General features: G+C 69.3%; 23 protein-coding genes. 8 read left to right on the top strand and 15 right to left on the bottom strand.

Annotation, left to right across the window (positions count from 1 at the left end):
- The first annotated feature begins 23 nt into the window (after positions 1 to 23).
- A complete protein-coding gene (locus VE172_RS04355) occupies positions 24 to 1,538 on the top strand; it encodes an acyl-CoA carboxylase subunit beta (protein ID WP_324797701.1) in 1,515 nt (504 codons plus the stop codon).
- A gap of 21 nt (positions 1,539 to 1,559) precedes the next feature.
- The gene (locus VE172_RS04350; protein ID WP_324797699.1) at positions 1,560 to 2,711 is read left to right on the top strand and encodes an acyl-CoA dehydrogenase family protein; all 1,152 of its coding nucleotides are present in this window, start codon (positions 1,560 to 1,562) and stop codon (positions 2,709 to 2,711) included.
- On the opposite strand, the gene VE172_RS04345 is transcribed toward VE172_RS04350, so the two are convergent.
- From VE172_RS04345 to VE172_RS04320, 6 genes are all read right to left on the bottom strand, one after another.
- On the bottom strand, positions 2,708 to 3,640 hold the full coding sequence (locus tag VE172_RS04345) for a hypothetical protein (protein WP_324797697.1): 933 nt from the start codon (positions 3,638 to 3,640) through the stop codon (positions 2,708 to 2,710). The genes VE172_RS04350 and VE172_RS04345 overlap by 4 nt on opposite strands.
- An 83-nt stretch (positions 3,641 to 3,723) precedes the next feature.
- Positions 3,724 to 4,095: an ArsR/SmtB family transcription factor gene (locus VE172_RS04340; RefSeq protein WP_349258249.1), complete on the bottom strand. Its 372-nt coding sequence runs from the start codon at positions 4,093 to 4,095 to the stop codon at positions 3,724 to 3,726.
- Positions 4,096 to 4,194: 99 nt separating this feature from the next.
- Positions 4,195 to 4,719 carry an orotate phosphoribosyltransferase gene (locus VE172_RS04335; protein ID WP_324797691.1) on the bottom strand — a complete coding sequence of 175 codons (525 nt, stop codon included), beginning with the start codon at positions 4,717 to 4,719 and terminating at the stop codon, positions 4,195 to 4,197.
- Positions 4,720 to 4,832: 113 nt separating this feature from the next.
- Entirely contained in the window at positions 4,833 to 5,612 is a 780-nt protein-coding gene (locus tag VE172_RS04330; RefSeq protein WP_324797688.1) for an SDR family NAD(P)-dependent oxidoreductase, read from the bottom strand.
- Positions 5,613 to 5,636: 24 nt separating this feature from the next.
- Entirely contained in the window at positions 5,637 to 6,287 is a 651-nt protein-coding gene (locus VE172_RS04325) for a hypothetical protein (protein ID WP_324797686.1), read from the bottom strand.
- Positions 6,288 to 6,308: 21 nt separating this feature from the next.
- The gene (locus VE172_RS04320; protein WP_324797684.1) at positions 6,309 to 7,046 is read right to left on the bottom strand and encodes a hypothetical protein; all 738 of its coding nucleotides are present in this window, start codon (positions 7,044 to 7,046) and stop codon (positions 6,309 to 6,311) included.
- 336 nt (positions 7,047 to 7,382) lie between these two features.
- On the opposite strand from VE172_RS04320, the gene VE172_RS04315 reads away from it, so the two are divergent.
- Together VE172_RS04315 and VE172_RS04310 are read left to right on the top strand one after the other, a co-directional pair.
- Positions 7,383 to 7,703, top strand: coding sequence for a CD225/dispanin family protein (locus tag VE172_RS04315; protein ID WP_324797680.1), 321 nt, complete (start codon positions 7,383 to 7,385; stop codon positions 7,701 to 7,703).
- A 3-nt stretch (positions 7,704 to 7,706) separates the two neighbouring features.
- Positions 7,707 to 8,159 carry a DUF2752 domain-containing protein gene (locus VE172_RS04310; RefSeq protein ID WP_324797677.1) on the top strand — a complete coding sequence of 151 codons (453 nt, stop codon included), beginning with the start codon at positions 7,707 to 7,709 and terminating at the stop codon, positions 8,157 to 8,159.
- Here the strand turns inward: VE172_RS04310 and VE172_RS04305 are convergent.
- Together VE172_RS04305 and VE172_RS04300 are read right to left on the bottom strand one after the other, a co-directional pair.
- Positions 8,146 to 9,120 carry a D-alanine--D-alanine ligase family protein gene (locus VE172_RS04305; protein WP_324797674.1) on the bottom strand — a complete coding sequence of 325 codons (975 nt, stop codon included), beginning with the start codon at positions 9,118 to 9,120 and terminating at the stop codon, positions 8,146 to 8,148. The two genes, VE172_RS04310 and VE172_RS04305, sit on opposite strands and share 14 nt — an antisense overlap.
- Positions 9,117 to 10,358 (bottom strand): aminotransferase-like domain-containing protein, encoded by a 1,242-nt coding sequence (locus tag VE172_RS04300; protein WP_324797672.1) that lies wholly within the window; start codon positions 10,356 to 10,358, stop codon positions 9,117 to 9,119. The genes VE172_RS04305 and VE172_RS04300 overlap by 4 nt, the downstream gene beginning before the upstream one ends.
- A 129-nt stretch (positions 10,359 to 10,487) precedes the next feature.
- Here VE172_RS04300 and VE172_RS04295 point away from each other — a divergent pair, with 129 nt between their 5' ends.
- Positions 10,488 to 11,123: a GNAT family N-acetyltransferase gene (locus VE172_RS04295; protein WP_349258248.1), complete on the top strand. Its 636-nt coding sequence runs from the start codon at positions 10,488 to 10,490 to the stop codon at positions 11,121 to 11,123.
- Between the two features lie 48 nt (positions 11,124 to 11,171).
- Here the strand turns inward: VE172_RS04295 and trxA are convergent, their stop codons facing one another.
- The 6 genes from trxA to murJ form a co-directional block, all read right to left on the bottom strand.
- Positions 11,172 to 11,495 (bottom strand): thioredoxin, encoded by a 324-nt coding sequence (gene trxA, locus VE172_RS04290; protein WP_349258247.1) that lies wholly within the window; start codon positions 11,493 to 11,495, stop codon positions 11,172 to 11,174.
- A 24-nt stretch (positions 11,496 to 11,519) separates the two neighbouring features.
- Positions 11,520 to 12,452 carry a thioredoxin-disulfide reductase gene (trxB, locus tag VE172_RS04285; protein WP_324797663.1) on the bottom strand — a complete coding sequence of 311 codons (933 nt, stop codon included), beginning with the start codon at positions 12,450 to 12,452 and terminating at the stop codon, positions 11,520 to 11,522.
- A gap of 96 nt (positions 12,453 to 12,548) precedes the next feature.
- Entirely contained in the window at positions 12,549 to 13,283 is a 735-nt protein-coding gene (locus tag VE172_RS04280) for a hypothetical protein (RefSeq protein ID WP_324797660.1), read from the bottom strand.
- A complete protein-coding gene (gene sigM / locus VE172_RS04275) occupies positions 13,280 to 13,924 on the bottom strand; it encodes an RNA polymerase sigma factor SigM (RefSeq protein WP_324797658.1) in 645 nt (214 codons plus the stop codon). Before sigM ends, VE172_RS04280 begins: the two co-directional genes overlap by 4 nt.
- 11 nt (positions 13,925 to 13,935) lie before the next feature.
- Positions 13,936 to 15,378 (bottom strand): protein kinase family protein, encoded by a 1,443-nt coding sequence (locus VE172_RS04270; protein WP_324797656.1) that lies wholly within the window; start codon positions 15,376 to 15,378, stop codon positions 13,936 to 13,938.
- A 137-nt stretch (positions 15,379 to 15,515) separates the two neighbouring features.
- Positions 15,516 to 17,147, bottom strand: coding sequence for a murein biosynthesis integral membrane protein MurJ (gene murJ / locus VE172_RS04265; protein ID WP_324797653.1), 1,632 nt, complete (start codon positions 17,145 to 17,147; stop codon positions 15,516 to 15,518).
- A 30-nt stretch (positions 17,148 to 17,177) separates the two neighbouring features.
- Here murJ and VE172_RS04260 point away from each other — a divergent pair, with 30 nt between their 5' ends.
- Positions 17,178 to 18,599, top strand: a complete 1,422-nt coding sequence (locus VE172_RS04260) for a CCA tRNA nucleotidyltransferase (RefSeq protein WP_324797650.1) — start codon at positions 17,178 to 17,180, stop codon at positions 18,597 to 18,599.
- A gap of 27 nt (positions 18,600 to 18,626) precedes the next feature.
- Positions 18,627 to 19,145, top strand: a complete 519-nt coding sequence (locus tag VE172_RS04255; protein WP_349258252.1) for a YbhB/YbcL family Raf kinase inhibitor-like protein — start codon at positions 18,627 to 18,629, stop codon at positions 19,143 to 19,145.
- On the opposite strand, the gene VE172_RS04250 is transcribed toward VE172_RS04255, so the two are convergent.
- On the bottom strand, positions 19,142 to 19,570 hold the full coding sequence (locus VE172_RS04250) for a hypothetical protein (protein ID WP_324797644.1): 429 nt from the start codon (positions 19,568 to 19,570) through the stop codon (positions 19,142 to 19,144). The genes VE172_RS04255 and VE172_RS04250 overlap by 4 nt on opposite strands.
- A 71-nt stretch (positions 19,571 to 19,641) precedes the next feature.
- Here VE172_RS04250 and VE172_RS04245 point away from each other — a divergent pair, with 71 nt between their 5' ends.
- Entirely contained in the window at positions 19,642 to 20,841 is a 1,200-nt protein-coding gene (locus VE172_RS04245; protein ID WP_349258251.1) for an arginine deiminase, read from the top strand.
- The last annotated feature ends 25 nt before the right edge of the window (positions 20,842 to 20,866 follow it).

Below are 20,866 nucleotides of genomic sequence, written 5' to 3'. Positions count from 1 at the left end.
AAGCTGACGCTCGAAGGGAAGCCATGGACATCGAGGAGCTCAGGGCGACCATCGCCTCAGGCGGCGCTCCCAAATACCACGAGGCCAATGCCGCCAAGGGGAAGCTGTTCGCCCGCGATCGGGTGGAACACCTGGTGGACAAGGGTTCCTTCGTCGAGGACGGCTACTTCGCCAACGCCATGGCCACGGGACTTCCCGCCGACGGCGTGGTCACCGGCACCGCCCGCATCGACGGACGGCCGGTGTGCCTGATGGCCAACGACTCCACCGTGAAGGCGGGCTCCTGGGGCGCTCGCACCGTGGAGAAGCTGATCCGGATCATCGAGCGCGCCTACGCCGACGGCGTCCCCATGGTGTACCTGGTGGACTCCGCCGGTGCCCGCATCACCGACCAGGTCGACCTGTTCCCGGGACGCCGCGGCGCGGGCAACATCTTCTACAACCAGGTGCGCGCCTCGGGCTCCATCCCGCAGGTGTGCGCCCTGTTCGGCCCCAGCGCCGCCGGCGGCGCCTACATACCGGCGTTCTGCGACGTCGTGGCCATGGTGGACAAGAACGCCTCGATGTACCTGGGCTCCGACCGCATGGTCGAGATGGTCACCGGCGAGAAGACCACATTGGAGGAGATGGGCGGGGCCCGCGTGCACTGCACCGAATCCGGCGTCGGCCATTTCCTGTGCGCCGACGAGGACGAGGCGCTGGGCGTCGTCAAACGCTATCTGTCCTATTTGCCGTCGAACTGGACGAAGCGGCCCCCGGCCGCCGAGCCGGTCGCGTCCGCCGACGTCGACCTGCGGGCCCTGGTTCCCGCCAACGAACGCCAGGCCTTCGACATGCGCAAGTACGTCAAGGGGCTGGTCGACGCCGACTCCTTCTTCGAGGTGCACGCTCGCTGGGCCAAGGAGCTCGTCACCGGCTTCGCCCGCCTCGACGGCAGGCCGATCGGCGTGGTGGCCAACAACTCCATGTTCAAGGGCGGGGTGCTGTTCGTCGACTCCTCCGACAAGGCCGCCCGTTTCGTACAACTGTGCGACGCGTTCAACGTGCCGCTGCTGTTCCTGGCCGACGTGCCCGGCTTCATGGTCGGCAGCGCCGTGGAGAAGCAGGGCATCATCCGCCACGGCGCCAAGATGGTCAGCGCCATCTCCGAGGCCACCGTCCCCAAGATCTGCGTCGTGGTGCGCAAGGCCTACGGCGCCGGGCTGTACGCCATGGCCGGGCCGGGCTTCGGCCCCGACGCCACCCTCGCCCTGCCCACGGCCAAGATCGCCGTGATGGGCGCCGACGCGGCCGTCAACGCCGTGTACGCCCGCAAGATCGCCGACATCGACGACGCCGAGGAGCGCGAGCGCTTCGTCGCCGACAAGCGCGCCGAGTACGAGGCCGACATCGACATCGTCCGGCTGGCCAGCGAGCTGGTCATCGACGGCATCGTCGAGCCCGAGAACCTGCGCGACGAGCTGATCGGGCGCTACGCGGCGTCCGCCGACAAGGAACGCGGATTCTCCCGGCGCCGCCACGGCGTCACACCGGTATAGGACAGGCAGAAAGGCACACCGATGGATTTCCGGCTGAGCGCCGACGAGGACGCCCTGCGCGAGGCGGTGGCGAAGTTCGCCCGCGAACGCATCGCGCCGGTCATCGGCGAGCTGTACGAGCGCGGCGAGTTCCCCTACGAGATCGTCGCCGAGCTGGGACGCATGGGCGTGTTCGGCGCCCCCTTCGACGAGCGGTACGGCGGGGCGGGCGGCGACTACTTCCTGCTGTGCCTGGCCCTGGAGGAGCTGGCCCGCGTCGACTCCTCGGTGGCCATCACGGTGGAGGCGGCGGTGTCGTTGGGCGCCATGCCGATCTATCGCTTCGGTACGGAGGAGCAGAAGCGGCGCTGGCTGCCGCGGCTGCTGGCGGGCGAGGCGCTGGCCGGCTTCGGGCTCACCGAGCCCGGCGGCGGCTCCGACGCCTCGGCGACCCAGACGAAGGCCACCGTGGACGGCGACGAGTGGGTCATCAATGGGTCGAAATGCTTCATCACCAACGCGGGCACCGACATCACCGACCTGGTGACCGTCACCGCCGTCACCGGCAGCACCGCCGACGGCCGGCCCGAGATCTCGTCGATCATCGTGCCGCGTGACACCCCCGGCTTCACCGTGGCGCCCAAGTACTCCAAGGTCGGCTGGTCTGCCTCCGACACCCGCGAGCTGTACTTCGACGACTGCCGGGTGCCGGTGGGCAACCTGCTGGGCGAGCGGGGACGCGGCTACGCGCAGTTCCTGCGCATCCTCGACGAGGGCCGCATCGCCATCGCCGCGCTGGCCACCGGCCTGAGCCAGGGCTGCGTCGACGAGTCGGTGCGCTACGCCGCCGAGCGCCACGCCTTCGGCCACAACATCGGTAACTACCAGGCGATCCAGTTCATGATCGCCGACATGGAGGTGCGCGCCCACACCTCGCGGCTGGCCTACTACGACGCCGCCGCCCGGATGCGCGCCGAGGAGCCGTTCAAGCGCCACGCCTCCATCGCCAAGCTGTACGCCTCCGAGGCCGCCGTGGACAACGCCCGCGCCGCCACCCAGGTGTTCGGCGGCTACGGCTTCATGAACGAGACGCCGGTGGCCCGGATGTGGCGCGACAGCAAGATTCTGGAGATCGGCGAGGGCACCTCGGAGATCCAGCGGATGCTCATCGCCCGCGACCTCGGCGTGGCCTAGCTCGTCGGCGGTGAGCTGGCGTCCCAGGCGTCGAGGACCTTGCTCACCGCCTTCGGGTCCACCTTCTGCGGGTAGGGCCCGGCCTTGGTGAAGCCGTACTTGCCGAGGCTGTTGGTGAACTCGTCCGACAGCATGCTGGACAGGAACGCGTCTCCCGCGTCGTCCAGCGTTTTGTCCATTTTGGCCTGTGTGATGAACGGGTACTCGAAGGGCGGCAGCGAGGGGTTGGTGTTGACGAACTCCAGCTTGCTGCCGGGATGCTTGGCCATGTACAGGTCGTAGGCCGCCTTCGACATCACCGTGGCCGACCCGGGCTTGTACTTCACCTGGGCGGTCTTGTTCTCGTTGGACTCCAACAGCAGCGCCAGCGCGCCCGCGTCCGCCCGGGGGTCGGAGGGGTCGACCTTGGCGTTTTGCAGCATGGTGGACTCACCGGCGCCGTCGGTCTTCTTCGTGACCGCCAGGCCGAGCACGCTCTCGGCGACCGAGCCGACGTGCGGGTTGAGGTGGCCGCCCAGGTCGCCCCCGAGTCGGGCCAGCCAGGTCATCGACTCCGGCACCCACACGTCCGGCACGCGGACGTCGGTGGTCTTGGCCTTGCCGATGTCGAAGGCCGCGGAATACTTGCGCGCCAACGCCATCGCCACCGAGGCGGAGTCCTGCGCCGTGACGTCGACGGTGACGCAGGCGCCGTCCACCGGGTCGGCGGTGTGGGACCACTGCTTGGCGTGCTTGCCGAGCACCGGCGCGATGTCCGCCGCGGCGGACATGTGCAGGGTGACGTGGCGGTCGCAATCCTTGACGCCCTCGATGACCGAACCCAGTGCGACGCCGGTGACGGACGCCAGCACGGCGGCCATCACCACTCCCACCAGGGTTCGCCGGGCCCGGGGGGAAAACCGGGCCGGCTTGCGATGTCTCGGCGCCACGCACCGAGTGTAGAGGAATCGATGTACTTCTAGGTGTCGGCAGCGGGCGCCTGCCAGTCGCCCCCGCTACCGCACCGGTGCCACTAGTGGCCGCTGCTGCGGCGACGCCCCCGTCGCTTCGGCGGGGTGAGCAGGTCGGCGACCGCGTTGAGTGTCTCGGGCAGCACCCGGAAGTACGCCCACACTCCACGCTTGTCGCGCTCGACCAGGCCGGCCTCCGTGAGAATCCGGAGGTGGTGGCTGATGGTCGGCTGGGACAGGCCCAGCGGGTCGGTCAGCTCGCACACGCAGGCTTCCCCGCCGTCCTGCGACTGGATCAGGCTGATCAGGCGCAGGCGGTTCGGGTCCGCCAGTGCCTTGAGCACACCGGCGATGCGCTCAGCGTCTTTGCGTGGGATTGGGTCGCCCGCAACAGGAGACGCGGGGGTTGTGGCGTCAGCGAGTACGCGTACCACGGTATTTTCCTCTCACCAAAACTATCGATTAGTATTTATATCACTACGGACTGTATGGACTTTCAGTGAGGGGTGGCTCAGGGGAAGTCTGTCAGACTTTTATAGATGTAGATCCCCACTGCTGAAAACCGCCCGGTATTCCAGCCCCGCGGCCTTGACCGCGGCTTCGGCTCCCCGATCGACGATGACCGCGACCCCCACGATCTCGGCTCCGGCTTCGCGCAGCGCATCGACCGCTGTCAACACACTACTCCCGGTCGTCGACGTGTCCTCCACCGCCAATACCCGGCGTCCCGCCACGTCGGGGCCCTCGATGCGTCGCTGCAAACCGTGCGTCTTCTCGGTTTTGCGCACCACGAAGGCGTCCAGCGGACGCGGCGACTGGTGCATCATCGCGGTCGCGACGGGGTCGGCGCCCAGCGTCAAACCCCCCACGGACTGATAGTCCCAATCGGACGTCAGGTCGCACATGACCCGTCCGATCAACGGGGCCGCCTTGTGGTGCAACGCGACCCGGCGCCCGTCGAGATACGAGTCGGCCTCCTGCCCGCTCGACAGCACGACCCGGCCGCGCACCACGGCCAGTTCGTTGATGAGGTCGAGCAGCTTTTCCCGGTCAGACACGGCAACGAGACTACGGCACCCGATCGGGTGACCAGGTCTCGGAGTGTCAGGTGATGGTCACGCGTGTGTGCGCTCGGACACATTATATCGAGGATGGCAAATATTATTGCTGATCAGCGGTTTCGTCCCCTCCGGGACACCGACTCCATGCGAAGGGTGATTCTCTGCACCAGGCCCGTCGGCAAGTGTCGGATACCCGACACCAGCAGCTTGTACGTGAGGGACGGGACGCTCACCATCTTGCCACGCAACAGGTCCCGCATGGCGGTCTCGGCGACGAAGTCGGCGTCCAACATCATCCACTTAGGTATGTCCGAGACATCGATGCTCGCGCGATCGTGAAACTCGGTACGCACGAAGCCGGGGCACAGCGCCATCACCGACACCCCCTCGCGGCGGGCCAGCGGCGCCAGAGACTGGCTGAAGTTCGTCACCCACGCCTTGGAGGCGTTGTAGGTGGAGCCCGGCATGGTCGGGCCGAAGCCCGCCACCGAGGACACGTTGACGATGCCGCCCTGTCCCCGCTGGCGCATCGCCGGCAGCGCGGCGTGGGTGAGCCGCAGCACCGCGCGCACGTTGAGGTCGAGCAGCCGCTCTTCCTCCTCAATGGAGGTGTACGCGAAGCCCTTGCCCAGGGCCAGACCCGCGTTGTTGATCAGCAGATCGCACTCGCGCGCGTGCCCCGCCACCTCCTCGCAGCCCTCGGCCGTGATGAGGTCCGCCGAGACCGCAGCGACGTCGACGCCGTTGTCGGCGGACAGCTGGGACGCGGTGGCCTCCAGCCGCTTGGCGTCGCGGGCCACCAGCACCAGGTTGTGGCCGGTGGAGGCCAACAGCCGGGCGAAGGCGGCGCCGATTCCCGAGGTGGCCCCGGTGATCAATGCCGTATTCATGTGGGTCCTTTCGCGCGGGCGCCGTCAGGCCTTCGGCGGTTTCGGGCCGTCGACCGGGGCGATGATCGCGATCTTCGGCGGGCGCTTGCGGAAATAGTCGTTGGAGGCGGGCACCGCCAGGAAGATGATGGCCAGCAGGTAAAGCACGAACAGCGCGATCACCTCGACGACGCCCACGGCGGTCACCCAGCCGGGAATGTGCACCGACTCGGCGGCGTGGGTCAGCGCCCGGTTCAGGGCGTCGGACTGCTTGTCGGCGTTGTAGCCGGCCGAGTTGGGGCTCAGGTTCATCGGCAGCGCCACCAGGCCGCAGACGCTGCACAACAGGCCGAGACCGGCGAACACCCAGGTGGTGATCCGGGCGCCGTTCCTGCCCTTCAAGTTGAGCGGGGCCATGATCCCCACGGCGACCGGGCAGATCAGGCTCACGACCACCTGGCCGACCAGGGCGATCATGGTGAACACGATCGCCACGCGCCGCTGGTCCGACGGCACCAGCTTGGGGTCGGACAGGGCGTGGCGGATCGCCGAACCCAGCGGGATGTCGACAAACACAATGGACACGATCGCGCTGATGACCGCGACGATCACGATGGCGTACAGGCAATAACCGGCGACGGAGACCGTAGTGGGCCGCTGCCGGGGCTCGTCGACGGTGGGCTCGTCTGGGGACATGCCCGTACGGTACTGGGTTGCTCAGATGATGCCGGCGGCGCGGGCCCGCTGGGTCTCGCGGAACCAGGTGTTGACCGGCTTGAGGGACAGCAACACGATGGTGGAGCCCAGGATGATCAACAGCACCAGCATGGCGATCAGCGCGATCCCGCCGCCCATGCCCATCGTCGAGGCGTCGCTGCTGCTGGAGGCGCTCGAGGAGCCGATCAGCACCAGGAGCGAACCGCCCAGCCCGCACAGCGCGTACACGCCGAACAGCCCGTAGACCACGTAGGCGGTGATCCGCGCGCCGTTGCGGCCGCGCAGCACCCCCAGGGCCAGGGCGATGATTCCCATGGCGGCCAGGATGAACACCGCCGCCATGATGATGAGCGTGACCTTTCCGGCGGTCACGTCGTCGCAGGAGTTGTAGTAGTCGCCGGAGCAGGTCTTCTCGTCCTCGCTGATGCTCTTCAGACCCGCGAACAACCCGATGCCCGCCAGCAGCACGAACAGCACCGTGGTGCCGACCATGAGCATCCCGGCGGCGGTGACCGCGCCGGGGCGCGGGCCCGGGTCCTGCGCGGGCGGCGGGCCGGCGAACGGCGGAGGCGAGTAGGCGGGCTGCCCGTACGCGGGCTGCCCGTAGCCGGGGGAGGTGGGCGGGCCCGTGACCGGTTGCCCGTAGGGACCGGGCGAGGACGGCACGCCCGTGACGGGCTGCTGGCCGTACGGGTCGGGTTGTTGTCCGTAGCCACCCGGCTGAGGTGGGTAAGTCATGGAGTCGCTGCCGTCCTGGTGTGGCGGGTTACGTGACCGACCTACAGTATCGCCGACGCCGACGCGGCGTGTGCTCGACCGTCCGGACACAAAGCGCCCGCGTCCATATTGTCCGCGCCCGAAAGGTCGGGACCTGTGGCCCGGTCCTTTTGGCGGCACGGTTTACGGTTACATTGCGGAAAGATCACGGCCTGGGCACGGTTCCCTTAAACGCGGGGTCGCTTGCGGCAGCGATGTGCCAATTGTTGTACCTTGGCGCACGGCCTCATATACGGGTTCTACCAGCGACCAATAAACCTTGTGGACCGATTGGTCCACTCCCAGGAAGGCACACACATGGCTTACCAGCAGCCGGGCTACGGACAACAGCCGGGTTACGGGCAACAACCCGGCGGACAACCGCCCTCAAACTACCTGGCGGCGTCCATCGTCGCGATCTTCTGCTGCTGGCCGTTCGCGATCCCGGCCATCATCAACGCCAACAAGGTCAACGCGGCCTGGGCCGCCGGCGACTACAACGGCGCGCAGGAGGCCTCCGAGGCCGCCAAGAAGTGGATGACCGTCGCCTTCATCGTCGGCGTCGCCGGACAGGTGATCTCCTGGGTCGTCTACTTCTCGTTCTTCGCCTACGCCGTCTCCCAGACGCCGTCCTACTAGGCAATGACCGCGATCACGGTAGCAACCACCCGCCTGCGCCAACGGTTTCCGCTGTTGGAGCCGGCGGGTGTTCTGCTACTCATCGTCGGAATCGCGACCTACGTCGGCATCAAGGACCCCAACGAGCACGGCCACTACCCGACCTGCCCGTTCCTCATGTTCACCGGGTACTACTGCCCGGGTTGTGGGAGCCTGCGGGCGATCCACGCCCTCGTCCATCTGGACATCGTGACCGCGTTGCGGCTCAACATCCTCACCGTGTGCGTCATGATCCCCATCGCGCTGTTCTACTACTTCCGTTGGGCCACCGAGCGGGTCCTGGGCCGCTCGATACGAAAACGCATGGTGAAGCCCTGGGTCATCTGGACGCTTTTCTATGGGCTGCTGGCGTTTTGGCTGTTGCGCAACCTCGAGCCCTTCGCCTTCCTGGCGCCGTACGGGCTCAGCCCGAACTAGACCGACGCAGCGCCGCGTTCACCAGGTCGGCCAACAGATCCCCGACCTGGTGGTCGGCGGCCTCGGCCGCCATCGGCACCAGCGACGTCTCGGTCATGCCGGGCACCACCTTGGCACCCAGCACCGACGGCTCGCCCTCGGCGGGCACCATCAAGTCGATTCTGGACATGTCGCGCAGGCCGAGCGCGCGATACGCCGCCACCGCCGCCGACTCCACCGCCGCCGCGGATCCCGGCGACAGCCGGGCCGGGACGTGCCAGGTGGAGGCGCCCGGGTTGTAGCGGGCGGCGTAGTCGTAGCGGCCGCTGACCGGGGTGACCTCGACGGCGGGCAGCGCCACCGGGCCGTCGCCGCAGTCCACCACCCCCACCGCGACGTCGGCGCCGGGCGCGAACGCCTCGATCAGGGCCACGTCGTCGTAGGCGAAGCAGCCGATCATGGCCGCCGGAAGCTCGGCGGCGTCATCGATCACCGCCACCCCCAGGCCGGAGCCGCCGCGCGCCGGCTTCACCGCCAGCGGCACCCCGAGCTTGTCGACGATGCGCTCCAGCAGCCGTGCGGCACCCAGGTCGGAGAACGTGTCGCGCGGCAGCGCGATCCAGTCGGGTGTGGACAGACCGGCGTCGCGCAGCAGCGCCTTGGCGGTGGGCTTGTCCCAGGTGCGGCGGGCCGCGTCGGCGTCCGGGCCGACGTAGGGCACCTCGATGAGATCCAGCACCGAGCGCAGCGCGCCGTCCTCGCCGATGGCGCCGTGCAGGGCGAACACCACCGCGTCGGGCGGGTCGGCCACCAGATCCGGCAGCAGCGCGGAGTCCACGTCGCGCAGTTCGGTGTGGACGCCGACCCGGCTCAGGGCGTCGGCGATCCGGCGCCCCGACCGCAGCGACACCTCGCGCTCGAAGGACAGGCCACCGGCCAGCACCACCACGCGCGCGTCGGCGAGTCGCTTCGCGTCATTCACGGTGCGAAGGTATCCCGCAGTTCGCCGGCCGACTCGATCACCCCGGCCAGCCGCCGCACGCCCTCGCGAATCCGCTCGGCCGTGGGGAAGGAGAAGTTGAGCCGCATCTGGCCCCGGCCGGTGCCGTCGGCGTAGAAGCCGGTGCCCGGCACGTACGCCACCCGCTTGGCCAGCGCCTTCGGCAGCATCGCCTTGGAGTCCAGGCCCTCGGGCAGGTCGGCCCACACGAACAGGCCGCCCCCCGGGCGGGTCCAGGTCATGGCCGACGGCAGGTAATCGTCCATGGCGGACAGCATCGCGTCGCGGCGCTCGCAATACAGGGCGCTGAACGCCTTCACCTGTTCCCGCCACGCCATGGTGGTGAGATACCGGGTGGCGGCGGCCTGGGTCAGGGCCGAGGGGCACAGCACCGCGGCCTCGGAGGCCAGCACCAGCTTGTCGCGCACCGCCGGCGGGGCCAGCACCCAGCCGACCCGCAGCCCCGCGGCGAAGATCTTGGAGAACGTGCCCACATAGAACACGCCCTCGCTGCGCATGGCGCGCAAGGGTCGCGGCCGGTGTCCGTCGAAACTCAACATTCCGTACGGGTCGTCCTCCACCACCAGGAGCCCGTGCCGCTCGCAGATCTCCAGCACCTCGACCCGGCGCTCGCCGGACAGCGTCACGCCGGTCGGGTTCTGGTAGGTGGGCACCGTGTACAGGAACTTCGGCGGCGCCGGGCATTCGGCAATCGCCTGCTCCAGCGCCCGCGGGATCAGCCCCTCGTCGTCCATGGCCACGTGACGCACCCGCGCCTGGGCGGCCTGGAACACCCCGAGGGCGCCCACATAGGTCGGTCCCTCGGCCAGCACGATGTCGCCGGGGTCCAGGAACACCCGCGCCAGCAGGTCGAGGCCCTGCTGGGCGCCGACGGTGACCACGACGTCGTCGGGCGAGGCGCCCGCGGAGGCGTCGATGCCGACGTCGGCCATCACGCCGCAGATCTGCTCGCGCAGCGCCGCGTCCCCCTGGCCCGGGCAGTACAGCAGCGCCCTGGCGCCGTCCTCGGCCAGCAGCCGGGTGAACATGTCGCCCAGCTCGTCCATGGGAAGCGCGGCGGTGTAAGGGTTCCCGCCCGCCAGCGACACCACCTCGGGGCGGCTGGCCACCGCGAACAGTGCCCGGATCTCCGAGGCCGCCATGCCGTGAATCCTTGCCGCGTAACGATCCTGGTAGTCGTCGAGCGTCGTGTGGGACATGTGACCTCCTTGATCCCTGATCGTTGGTGCGGCAAAGCACGAAAGTGCCGCCAGACTACTCCGGCAAATCGGTCATCAAAAGGCGGATTTTGGGTATTGGGACGCTTACTGAGCATTAAGATGTTGCGGGTGTCGCGACGAATGGGGAATTTGACGCTCGACACGCTGGATGACCTGCCGCGTTCGTGCAGGAGTTGCGTGTTCTGGGAGCTGTCACCGGATTGTTCGACGAGCCAGCCGCGTTCGCCGGGGCGCTCGTGCGCCGGCGACCCCGGGCTCGACAAGGAAGCCTGGGTCTCGAAGACCCTGCTGGAATGGGGGAGCTGCGGACGCGTCGCCTACGTGGACGACATGCCCGCGGGCTTCGTCACCTACGCCGCGCCCCAACACGTGCCGCGGGCCTCGGAGTTTCCGTCGGGGCCGGCGTCGGCGGACGCGGCGGTCCTGATGACCGCCCACGTGGTGCCCGCCTTCGCCTCCACCGGGCTGGGGCGGCTGCTGGTGCAGGCCGCCGCCCACGACCTGTCGAAGCGGGGGGTGCGGGCGCTGGAGGTCTTCGGCGACGCGCGCGGAGAGCCGGGCGCCTGCGTGGCGCCGGCGGACTTCTTCCGGTCCCTGGGATTCAAGACGGTGCGGGCCCACCCGCACTATCCGCGTCTGCGCATGGAGCTGCGGCATCTGCCGGGCTGGGGCGAGGGCGCGGGGACCATCGACGCCGAGGTGGAGCGGTGGCTGGCGTCGGTGACGATAGTGCAGCGAGCGTGAAAAATGGCGGGGCCCTGAGGGCCTCGCCATTGTCACGTCCGACGCGCGTTACGCGGCCTTCTCGATGAGCTCCTTGATGGCGCTCTTCGGCTTGGCGCCGATGATGCTGCCGACCGGCTCGCCGTTCTTGAACAGCATCAGGGTGGGCACGCTCATCACCTGGTAGGTGCGCATGGTCTGCGGGTTGGCGTCGGTGTCGACCTTGACCATCCGCACCGTGTCGGCCATCTCGCCGGCGAGCTCCTCGAGCACCGGGGTCACCTTGCGGCACGGCCCGCACCACTCGGCCCAGAAGTCGACCAGCACCGGGGCATCGGCCTTCAGCACGTCGTTTTCAAAGGTGGCGTCGGTTACCGCTTTCATGGCTCCCATGTTCTGTCCTTCAGCTAGTTGTTCTTATTCGGATTCGATGGCGGCGACATAGCGTTCGGCGTCAAGCGCTGCGGCACAGCCGGTTCCGGCGGCCGTGATGGCCTGCCGGTAGGTGTGGTCCACCAGGTCGCCGGCGGCGAAGACCCCCGGCAGGTTGGTGCGCGTACCCGGGGCGTCGGTCTTGACGTAGCCCTCGGCGTCGGTGTCGACCTGGCCGGCGAACAGTTCGCTGCGCGGGTCGTGCCCGATCGCCACGAACATGCCGGTGACGTCCAGCCGGCGGGTGGCGCCGGTCTCGGTGTCGCGCAGCGTCAGGGCCGAGACCTTGCTCTCGCCGAGCACCTCGTCGACCACGGTGTTCCACGCGACCGTGATCTTCGGGTTGGCCAGCGCGCGCTCGGCCATGATCTTGCTGGCACGGAAGGAATCCCGCCGGTGCACGATCGTCACCGACTCGGCGAACTTGGTCAGGAAGGTCGCCTCCTCCATCGCCGAGTCGCCGCCGCCGATCACGGCGATGTGCTGGCCCTTGAAGAAGAAGCCGTCGCAGGTGGCGCAGGACGACACGCCGTGGCCCAGGAGCCGCTGCTCGCCGGGCACGCCCAGCGGGCGCCACGCCGAACCGGTGGCCAGGATGACCGCGCGCGACCGGTATTCGGTGTTCCCCACCCACACCGACTTGATGTCTCCGGACAGCTCCACGCGGGTGACGTCGTCGGTCAGCAGCTCGGCTCCGAAGTTCTCCGCCTGCTTGCGCATGGTGTCCATCAGATCCGGGCCCATCACGCCGTCGGCGAAGCCGGGAAAGTTCTCCACCTCGGTCGTGGTCATGAGCGCGCCGCCGGATTCGGCGCCCTCGATCACCAGCGGTTTCAGGTCCGCGCGCGCCGTGTAGAGCGCCGCGGTGTACCCGGCGGGGCCGGATCCGATGATGATCACGTCACGAACTTCGCTCACCTGAATGCTCCTCTTGAAGGGCACAATTGTCGCCTGCGTCAACGTCATGGTACGGACGCGGCATTCCCCGGTGAGGCCCCCGCCACGCTGACGCGGCTAGAAGCTGGTGGCGCCCAGGATGTCCAGGTGGCCGCTGTCGCAACCGGGTCCCACGGCGACGATGGCGCCGGCGTCGGCCGCCATGTCCAGGACCGCGACCATGGCGGGAGATTCGCCGTAGGAACCGAAGTCCACCGCCGAGGGCTTGCCCTCGAAGGCGTTCACCAGGTTGGCCAGGCAGGCGTCGCGGGCCGAACGGTCGTCCATCAGCCGCGACAGCTTGGTGCTGATCTGGGACTTGTCGCCGGTTTCCCTCAGGCCGCGGGCGTCCTCCAGCGACGTGTCGTCCTTGTAGTCGTGGCCGGTGTAGGTGACGTCGTAGTGCGGCATGGCCTTGTCGGCGCCCTGCGGTTCCTCGGACGGGTCGGTGTAGCCGGACTTCGACTCGGCCTTGTCCTGGCCGGTCTTGTTGCGCCCGTTGGCGGCGTTGGCGTCGGCCGCGTCGCCCGGGGAGGTCTGGTGTTGCCACGGCTGGGTCATCAGCGCGCCGCCCACGCCCAGGGCGCAGATCAGCGCGAGCACGGCGGTCACCATGGCCGCGCGACGGCGCCACCAGGGCGCCCGCTGCCGCGGGGACACCGGTGGCGTGAGATCGGGCGGGGCGGACAGGTCGGGGGCCTCCGCCAGCGCGCGGTCGAGTCGGTCGATCACCGACGGCGGCAGGTCACCGAAATCGTCGGACGCGGCACGCAGGCTCGCGCGAAGCACATCATCGGTGGGCGGGGTGGTCACGACCTCTCCTCCTTTCCGTGTGTCGGATCAGGGGCGATCGGGCGGGTGGCGCGCGGTGCGGACGTAGATGCGACGTCTTCGCTACCGTTCTGGTTCCCCTGATCGGCCAGCATTGTCGCCAATTGTGAGCGGGCTCTCGACGCGCGGCTCTTCACCGTCCCCGGCGGCACCCCCAGGATCCCCGCCACCTCGGCGACCGGGTAGCCCAGCATGTCGATGTACACCACGACGGTGCGGTGCTCGAAGGACAGCTCGCGCAGCGCCTGGCGCACCGCCAGCACGTTGGCGCGGTCGGCGACGTCCGCCCCGGTCATCGCCGTCTCGGGCAGCTGGTCGGACATCGGCACCGACGGCCGGGCGTTGCGGCGGCGCACGCGGTCCAGACAGGCGTTGACCACGATGCGGTGCAGCCAGGTGGTCACGGCCGAGTCGCCGCGGAACCGCGCGGCGGCCCGGTAGGCGTTGATCATGGCGTCCTGCAGGGCGTCCGCGGCCTCCTCGGGATCGGAGAGGGTGCGCAGCGCCACCGCCCACAGCCGGTCCCGATGCCGACGGAACAGCTCACCGAACGCGTCGCGGTCGCCACCGGTGGCGTGGCGACGCAGCAGTTCGGCGTCGGCGACGCCGCTCGAGTCCGGCATGTCCACGGCGCCTAACTGGCGTGAACCTGGATGTCGTTGACGACCCACTGGAACTGGCCGCCGCCCTTGGGGTCGGGGCCCGCCGCGGAGCACCAGATCAGCAGGTAGCGGGTCTTCGGTGCGTCGGTGACCGCGGTGAACTTCAGGTTGTTGTCGTTGTTGACCTGGTCCTTGGCGATCACGTCCAGCTTGCCGACGTCGCCGTCGGAGGCGGTGTCGCCCTTGCCGGCGTACAGGCCGACGGTGTTGCCGGTGGTGGCCATGTCGATGGTGACCGTGGCGATGCGCTTCTCCGAGCCCATGTCCAGCAGCAGCCCGAAGCCCTTGGCCAGGTTGCCCCATTTGGCGCTGTTGTAGGCCTGGGTCTGCCAGGCCGAGCTGGAGTCGCCGTCCACCACGTTGCCGACGCCCTTGATGACGTCGGCGTCGCTGTGGGTGGGGTCGATGGCCTGGACGTCGGCGGTCTTGAAGTCGATCTGTTGCGGCGCGCCGCTGTTGCCACTGTCCTGAGAGGACTTTCCGCCGTCGGTGCCGCCGTTGGCGTCCGTCCCGCCGGTGGAGGGGATCAGGATCAGCGTCGCGATCAACCCGATGAGCGCCAGGCCCACCAGGGCGGCGGCGCCGTAGGCCAGGCGCTTGCCCGCGATGCGCGGCGGCAGCGCCTGCGGCGCCTCCTCGTCGGGAACCACCAGCGCCAGCGCGCTGGTGTCGGGCCCGACCGACAGGTGGGCCAGCTCGTCGGCGAGCTCGGCCGCGGTGGGCGGGGCCTCGGCCGCCGACAGCAGCCGGGTGACCAGCCGGTCGACCCGCGCGGGGACCTCGGGGCGGATCTCCTTGAGCGACAGGGGCATTCCCTGATCGTCGGTGGGGGCGTCCGGCAGCGACGCGGGGCCCGGCACGGTGCGCGGCCAGCCCCCGGTCATCGCGCAGTACAGGGTCGCGGCGATCGACCGGACGTCGCCCACCTGGGTGGCCCCGGCGTCGGCGCGCGGGTCGGCCAGCACCACCCGGTCGTCGGTGGACAGCAGGACGGTGCCGGGGTGGACGTTGCCGTGGGCGACGCCGGTGGCGTGCACGGCGGCGATCGCCTCGGCGACGCATTGAACGATGTTGATGGCGGCCTCGGGCGGCAGCGGGGCCGCGGCGATCGAGTCGCGCAGCGACTGCCCCTCCACCCATTCGCGCACGATGTAGGCGCAGTCGCCCTGGTCGACGGCGTCGTACACGCCCACGATGTTGGGGTGATTGACGCGGCTGGCGGCCACCGCGGCGGCCAGCATCTCTTGCGCCTCTTCGCCACCGGGAGTGCGCAACACCACCGTCACCGGCCGATTGAGCAACACGTCCATGCCGCGCCACACCTGTCGTCCGGTGGAGTCGTCATTGACGTGCGCGGCGAGGCTGTAACGGTCGGCGAGCAGATCCCCCACCATGGGAGTCACTACCTCGCTCACGTGGTCCTCCAAAACGGGTTCGCCTTTGGTCGCGTGCCACTGCGGGCCTGCCATTGTTGCGCGTCGGCCCGGGCTCCCGCGGACCCGAGCGCGGACCGCCCCGGATGCCGGTTCGGGTGCGAGCGCGCAGGTTCAGATTAGCGTCCCAGTTTGGCGCGAAGCATGCGAGTCAGTTCGGTGATCTCGCCGACCCGCAGCAGGTAGGCCGCGCCGACGTAGATGACCAGAATGAGCGCGCCCACACCCGCGAGTTCGGCCAGCAACACCCATTTGGTGGCGTCGGACACTCCCGGCAGGAAGCGCATGACGCCCCAGGCCGCCGCCAGCGCCACCGCGCCCGCGAGGGCCTGCTTGATCCAGGTGGCGACGATGGCCCGCATGCCCAGCAGGCCGATGCGGCGGCGCAGGAAGATCGTCGACAGCACCACCGACACCACATAGGACACGCCGTTGGCCACCATGATCCCCGCGACGACGTTCTGCGCCGGAAGCAGGTAGAGCGCCAGCAGGAACCCGCCGGCGCGCACCACGATCACCGGGATGTTGAGCAGCGCGACGGTCTTGGAGTCGGTGAGCGCGTAGAACGCGAAGGTCTGCAACTGGCTCAGCGAGAACGGGATCAGCACCAGCCCGCCGATCATGACGCCGATGCCGGTGGCGGTGGCCGCCGACAGGTCGTACTTGCCGTAGTTGAACATCAGCACCGCCAGCGGCCCGCCCAGCGCCACGTACACCACCGTGATCGGCATCAGGACCATGGTGGACAGGCGGATGCCGGACGACAGGCCCGAGGCCAGGTCGCCGAAGCGCCTGTCGTTGGCGGCGGCCGAAAGCCGGGGCATCAGCGCCGTGATCACCGATACCGCGACGATGCCGTGCGCCATCATCGTCACCGCGTAGATGTTGTTGTAGGTCAACGGGCCCGGGTGCTCGCCGTGCGCGCCGGCGGCGATGTTGGCCACCTTCACCGCGACCACCACGGCGACCTGGTTGAACGCGACGTAACACAGGATCCAGCCGGCCAACCGGCCGATCTCGCCCAGGTGCAGCTGGCCGAAGTCGAAGCGCCACTTCCACTTGAAGTCGACCCTGCGCAGCGCGGGCCACAGCGCCGCGCACTGCGCGACCAGGCCGAAGGTGGTGCCCAGCCCCAAGAGCAGCACCATGGGGGTGGTGATGTCGGCGCTGGTGAACTGCTTGCCCGCGCCGAGGGTGGAGGTGTACATGACGAAGAACGTGGCGCCCATGGCGATGACGACCACGTTGTTGACGATCGGGGCCCACATCGGCGCGGCGAAGTGGTCGCGGGTGTTGAGCACCGATTGCAGCAACGCCGACAGCCCATAGAAGAACAGCGCGGGCAGCATCAGGTAGCTCAGGTCGGTGATCAGCTCGCGGTTGCCGGCGCCGCCCATCAGCCGCACCAGCAGCGGCGCGGCGGCCACGACGCACGCGGTGGCGCCCGCCAGCAGGATCACCGCCAGGGTGAGCAGCCGGTGGGTGAAGGCCTCGCCGCCGTCGGCGTCGTTCTTGCGGGCGCGCACGATCAGCGGCACCAGCACGCTCGTGAGCACGCCGCCCATCACCAGCTCGTAGACCATCTGGGGGAAGTACTGGGCGGTGGTGTACGCGTTGCCGATCGCGCTGCCCAGGGCCGCGCCGATCACCGCGTTGCGGCCGAAGCCGGTGACCCGGGCGACGATGGTTCCGGCGGCCATGACCGCCGAGTGACGGGCGAGGCTGCCCGTGGTCGCTTTCGTGTCCGTCACTCCGAGGCCTTCCGATAGGCTTTCCGATCGATGTCAGACCGTATCGGAAATCAAATCACCGTCCCCGCGGTGGCCGACGCCCTGGGGGAGCTCTTCGCCGCCGGGGGCCATGAGCTGCATCTCGTCGGCGGTTCGGTGCGTGACGCGATCCTGCGCCGCCCCAGCGAGGATCTGGACTTCGCCACCAGCGCCCACCCGGACACCACGCTGGAGATCCTTGGGGCGCAGACGAATACCTTGTGGACGACCGGGCGCGAGTTCGGCACGATCGGCGCGATGTTCCGGGGCCAGCGGGTGGAGGTGACCACCTTCCGGGCCGACAGCTACGACCGGGTGAGCCGCAACCCGTCGGTGGCCTTCGGCGACAACCTGCCCGATGACCTGCGGCGCCGGGACTTCACCATCAACGCGATGGCGGTGTCGGTGCCGGGCCACGAATTCAGCGATCTGTTCGACGGACTGGGCGATCTGGCCCGCCAGGTGATCCGCACGCCCGCCACCCCCGAGGACTCCTTCGCCGACGATCCACTCAGGATGATGCGGGCGGCGCGTTTCGCCGCGCAGCTGGGTTTCGACGTCGACGCGCCGGTCCGGACCGCGATGACCAACATGGCCGGCGACCTCGATCGCATTACGGCCGAACGGATCCGCGACGAGTTCGTCAAGCTGATGGGCGGCGCCGACCCCGTCGTCGGGCTGCGGCTCATGGTGTCGACGGGCCTGGCCGAGCGCTGCCTGCCGGAGCTTCCGGCGCTGCGCATGGCGATCGACGAACACGCCCAGCACAAGGACGTCTACGAGCACACGCTGACCGTCGTCCGCAATGCCATGTCCTATGAGGATGACGGGCCGGACGTGACGCTGCGGATCGCCGCGCTGCTGCACGACATCGGCAAGCCCGACACCAAGGGCGTCGGCGCGGACGGACGCGTCACCTTCCACCACCACGAGGTGGTGGGCGCCCGGATGGCCCGCAAGCGCCTGCGCGAGTTGCGTTTCCCGAAGGAGGACATCGCCGAGATCTCGCACCTGATCGCGCTCCACCTGCGCTTCTACGGGTACGGGCGCGGAGAGTGGACCGACTCGGCCGTGCGGCGCTACGTCACCGACGCCGGTCCCAGCCTGTCCCGGCTGAACAAGCTGGTGCGCTCCGACGTCACCACCCGCAACAAGCGCAAGGCCGCCCGGCTGGCCGCCGACTACGACGCCCTCGAGGAGCGCGTCAACCGGATCGCCGCCGAGGAGGACCTGGCGCGGGTGCGTCCCGATCTCGACGGCAACGACATCATGCGGCTCTTGAAAATCCCGGCGGGCCCACTGGTGGGCGAGGCGTGGAAACATCTCAAGGAGCTGCGCCTGGACCGCGGCCCGCTGGCGCCCGAGGAGGCCGAGGCGGAGCTCTTGGCCTGGGCGCGCGAAAACGGCGTGACAAGCGACGAACCGCCGTCGTAGAGTGCGACGACTATTCACAATGGAGGAATCATGCTGGAACGTCCCAGGGCACCGTGGCCCTACGACCTGCTGCCCAAGGTCGGCGAGTTCTCCGTCGTCTCCGACGACGTGCGCGACGGCGAGATGCTCGCCTCGACCTTCACGCTGGCGGGCGACAACCTCTCGCCCCAGCTGTCGTGGTCCGGCTTCCCGCCGGAGACCAAGAGCTTCACGGTGACCTGCTTCGACCCGGACGCGCCCACCACCAGCGGTTTCTGGCACTGGGTGGCGATCAACCTCCCCGTGTCGACCACCTCCCTGGCCCGCGGCGCGGCCCTGCCCGAGGGCGTCAAGCAGCTGCGCAACGACTTCGGCGAGGAGGGTTACGGCGGCGCCGCCCCGCCGCCCGGGGACTTCGCGCACCGCTACATCTTCGCGGTCCACGCGCTGGACATCGACTCCATCGACGCCGACGGCGACGAGCCGCCGGCCTACGCCGGGTTCAACCTGGCGTTCCACACCCTGGCGCGCGCCGTGGTGACCCCGATCTACCAGATCAAGGACTAACAGCGCCGGAAGAATGTGAGTGAGCCCGCCACCTCGGCGCCGCCGTGCAACGGCGTGGAGACCGCGTCGAGGGTGCGGGCGATCCCGCCCGCCGACACCCGCAGCAGGCCGCGGGCCAGCGCGCCGGTGTGCAGCGCCTGCAGGGGCGGGATCCGCTCCGCCTCCCACTGCGGCAGCGCGCCGCCGCTGGCGGAGAAGTTCACCAGCTGGATGACGCCGTCCAGCAGGGTGCGCGCGTGGCCGTCCACGCCGTCGGGCAGGCCCAGCAGGGCCCGGCAGGCGGGCGAGGTGGCGATCATGATCCCCTCGGCGTCCAGCAGCAGGCAGGCGTCGGCCGAGCCGCGCACCGGCGCCGTCCAGTCGCGGCAGGCCGCCTGGGTGGCGTCGATGTCGTGCGGCGTCAATGACAGTTCGATATGAGGCATGGCCGGGTTCTGCCCTTTCGTGTTCCTCCGATATCCGGTGGCTAGGCTCGGTTGCCATGGCGGATATGGAGATCACTCATCAGGTGCGTAGCGAGGTGGGTCGGCTGCGGACGGTGTTGCTGCACCGTCCCGGCCCCGAGCTGAAGCGGCTGACACCGCGCAACAACGATTCATTGCTGTTTGACGGTATCCCGTGGGTCGACAAGGCGCAAGACGAGCACGACGCGTTCGCCGGCGCGCTGCGCGGCCACGGCGTCGAGGTCCTCTACGTGCACGAGCTGTTGCGACAGACGCTGGAGCTGCCCGACGCCCGCGCCGCCGCGGTGGAATCGGTGCTCGCGGACCAGCGGCTGGGCGACACCCTGCGCGCCTCGGTGCGGTCGCATCTGGAGGACCTGGACGCCGAGCACCTGGCCACCACCCTGATCGCCGGTCTGTCCCATGAGGAGCTTCGTGGCGGAAACGGCCTGGTGTACACGCTGCTGGACAGCCACGACTTCGTCATCGACCCGCTGCCGAACCTGCTGTTCACCCGCGACTCGTCGGTGTGGATCGGCGACCAGGTGGCGGTGACCTCGCTGGCGATGCCCGCGCGGCACCGCGAGACGACCCTGACCGACCTGATCTACACGCGGCACCCGCGCTTCCGCGGCACGCCGCGGCTGTACGACCCGAGCCTGGAACACCTGGAGGGCGGCGACGTCCTGCTGCTGGCCCCGGGCGTGATCGCGGTGGGCGTCGGCGAACGCACCACCCCCGCGGGCGCCGAGCGGCTGGCGCGGCGGATCTTCGCCGCGGGCTTCGCCCACACCCTGCTGGCCGTCCCGATCGCCCAGGAGCGCGCCACCATGCACCTCGACACGGTGTGCACCATGGTCGACGTCGACGCGATGGTGATGTACCCGAAGGTCGCCGACACCCTGATGGCCTACACGGTGACCCAGCAGGGCGACGAGCAGGTCGTGTCGGGCCCGTCGCCGTTCCTGGCGGCCGCGGCCAAGGCGATGAACATCGATGCCCTGCGGCTCATCGACACCGGCCTCGACCCGGTGACCGCCGAGCGGGAGCAGTGGGACGACGGCAACAACACCCTGTGCGTGGCTCCCCGGCTGGCCGTCGCGTACGAGCGCAACGTCGAGACGAACAGCCGGCTCGAGGACGCCGGCATCGAAGTCGTCCGCATCAGCGGCTCCGAACTCGGCAGCGGCCGCGGCGGCCCGAGGTGCATGAGCTGCCCCGTCGACCGGGTCCCGACCGCCAAATTGCCGTGAACCCCGACTCAGCTAACTGCGGGCC

This window comes from Stackebrandtia sp., from assembly GCF_035643755.1.
Lineage (GTDB): Bacteria > Actinomycetota > Actinomycetes > Mycobacteriales > Micromonosporaceae > Stackebrandtia.
This window is presented reverse-complemented; position numbering and strand designations above follow the sequence as displayed.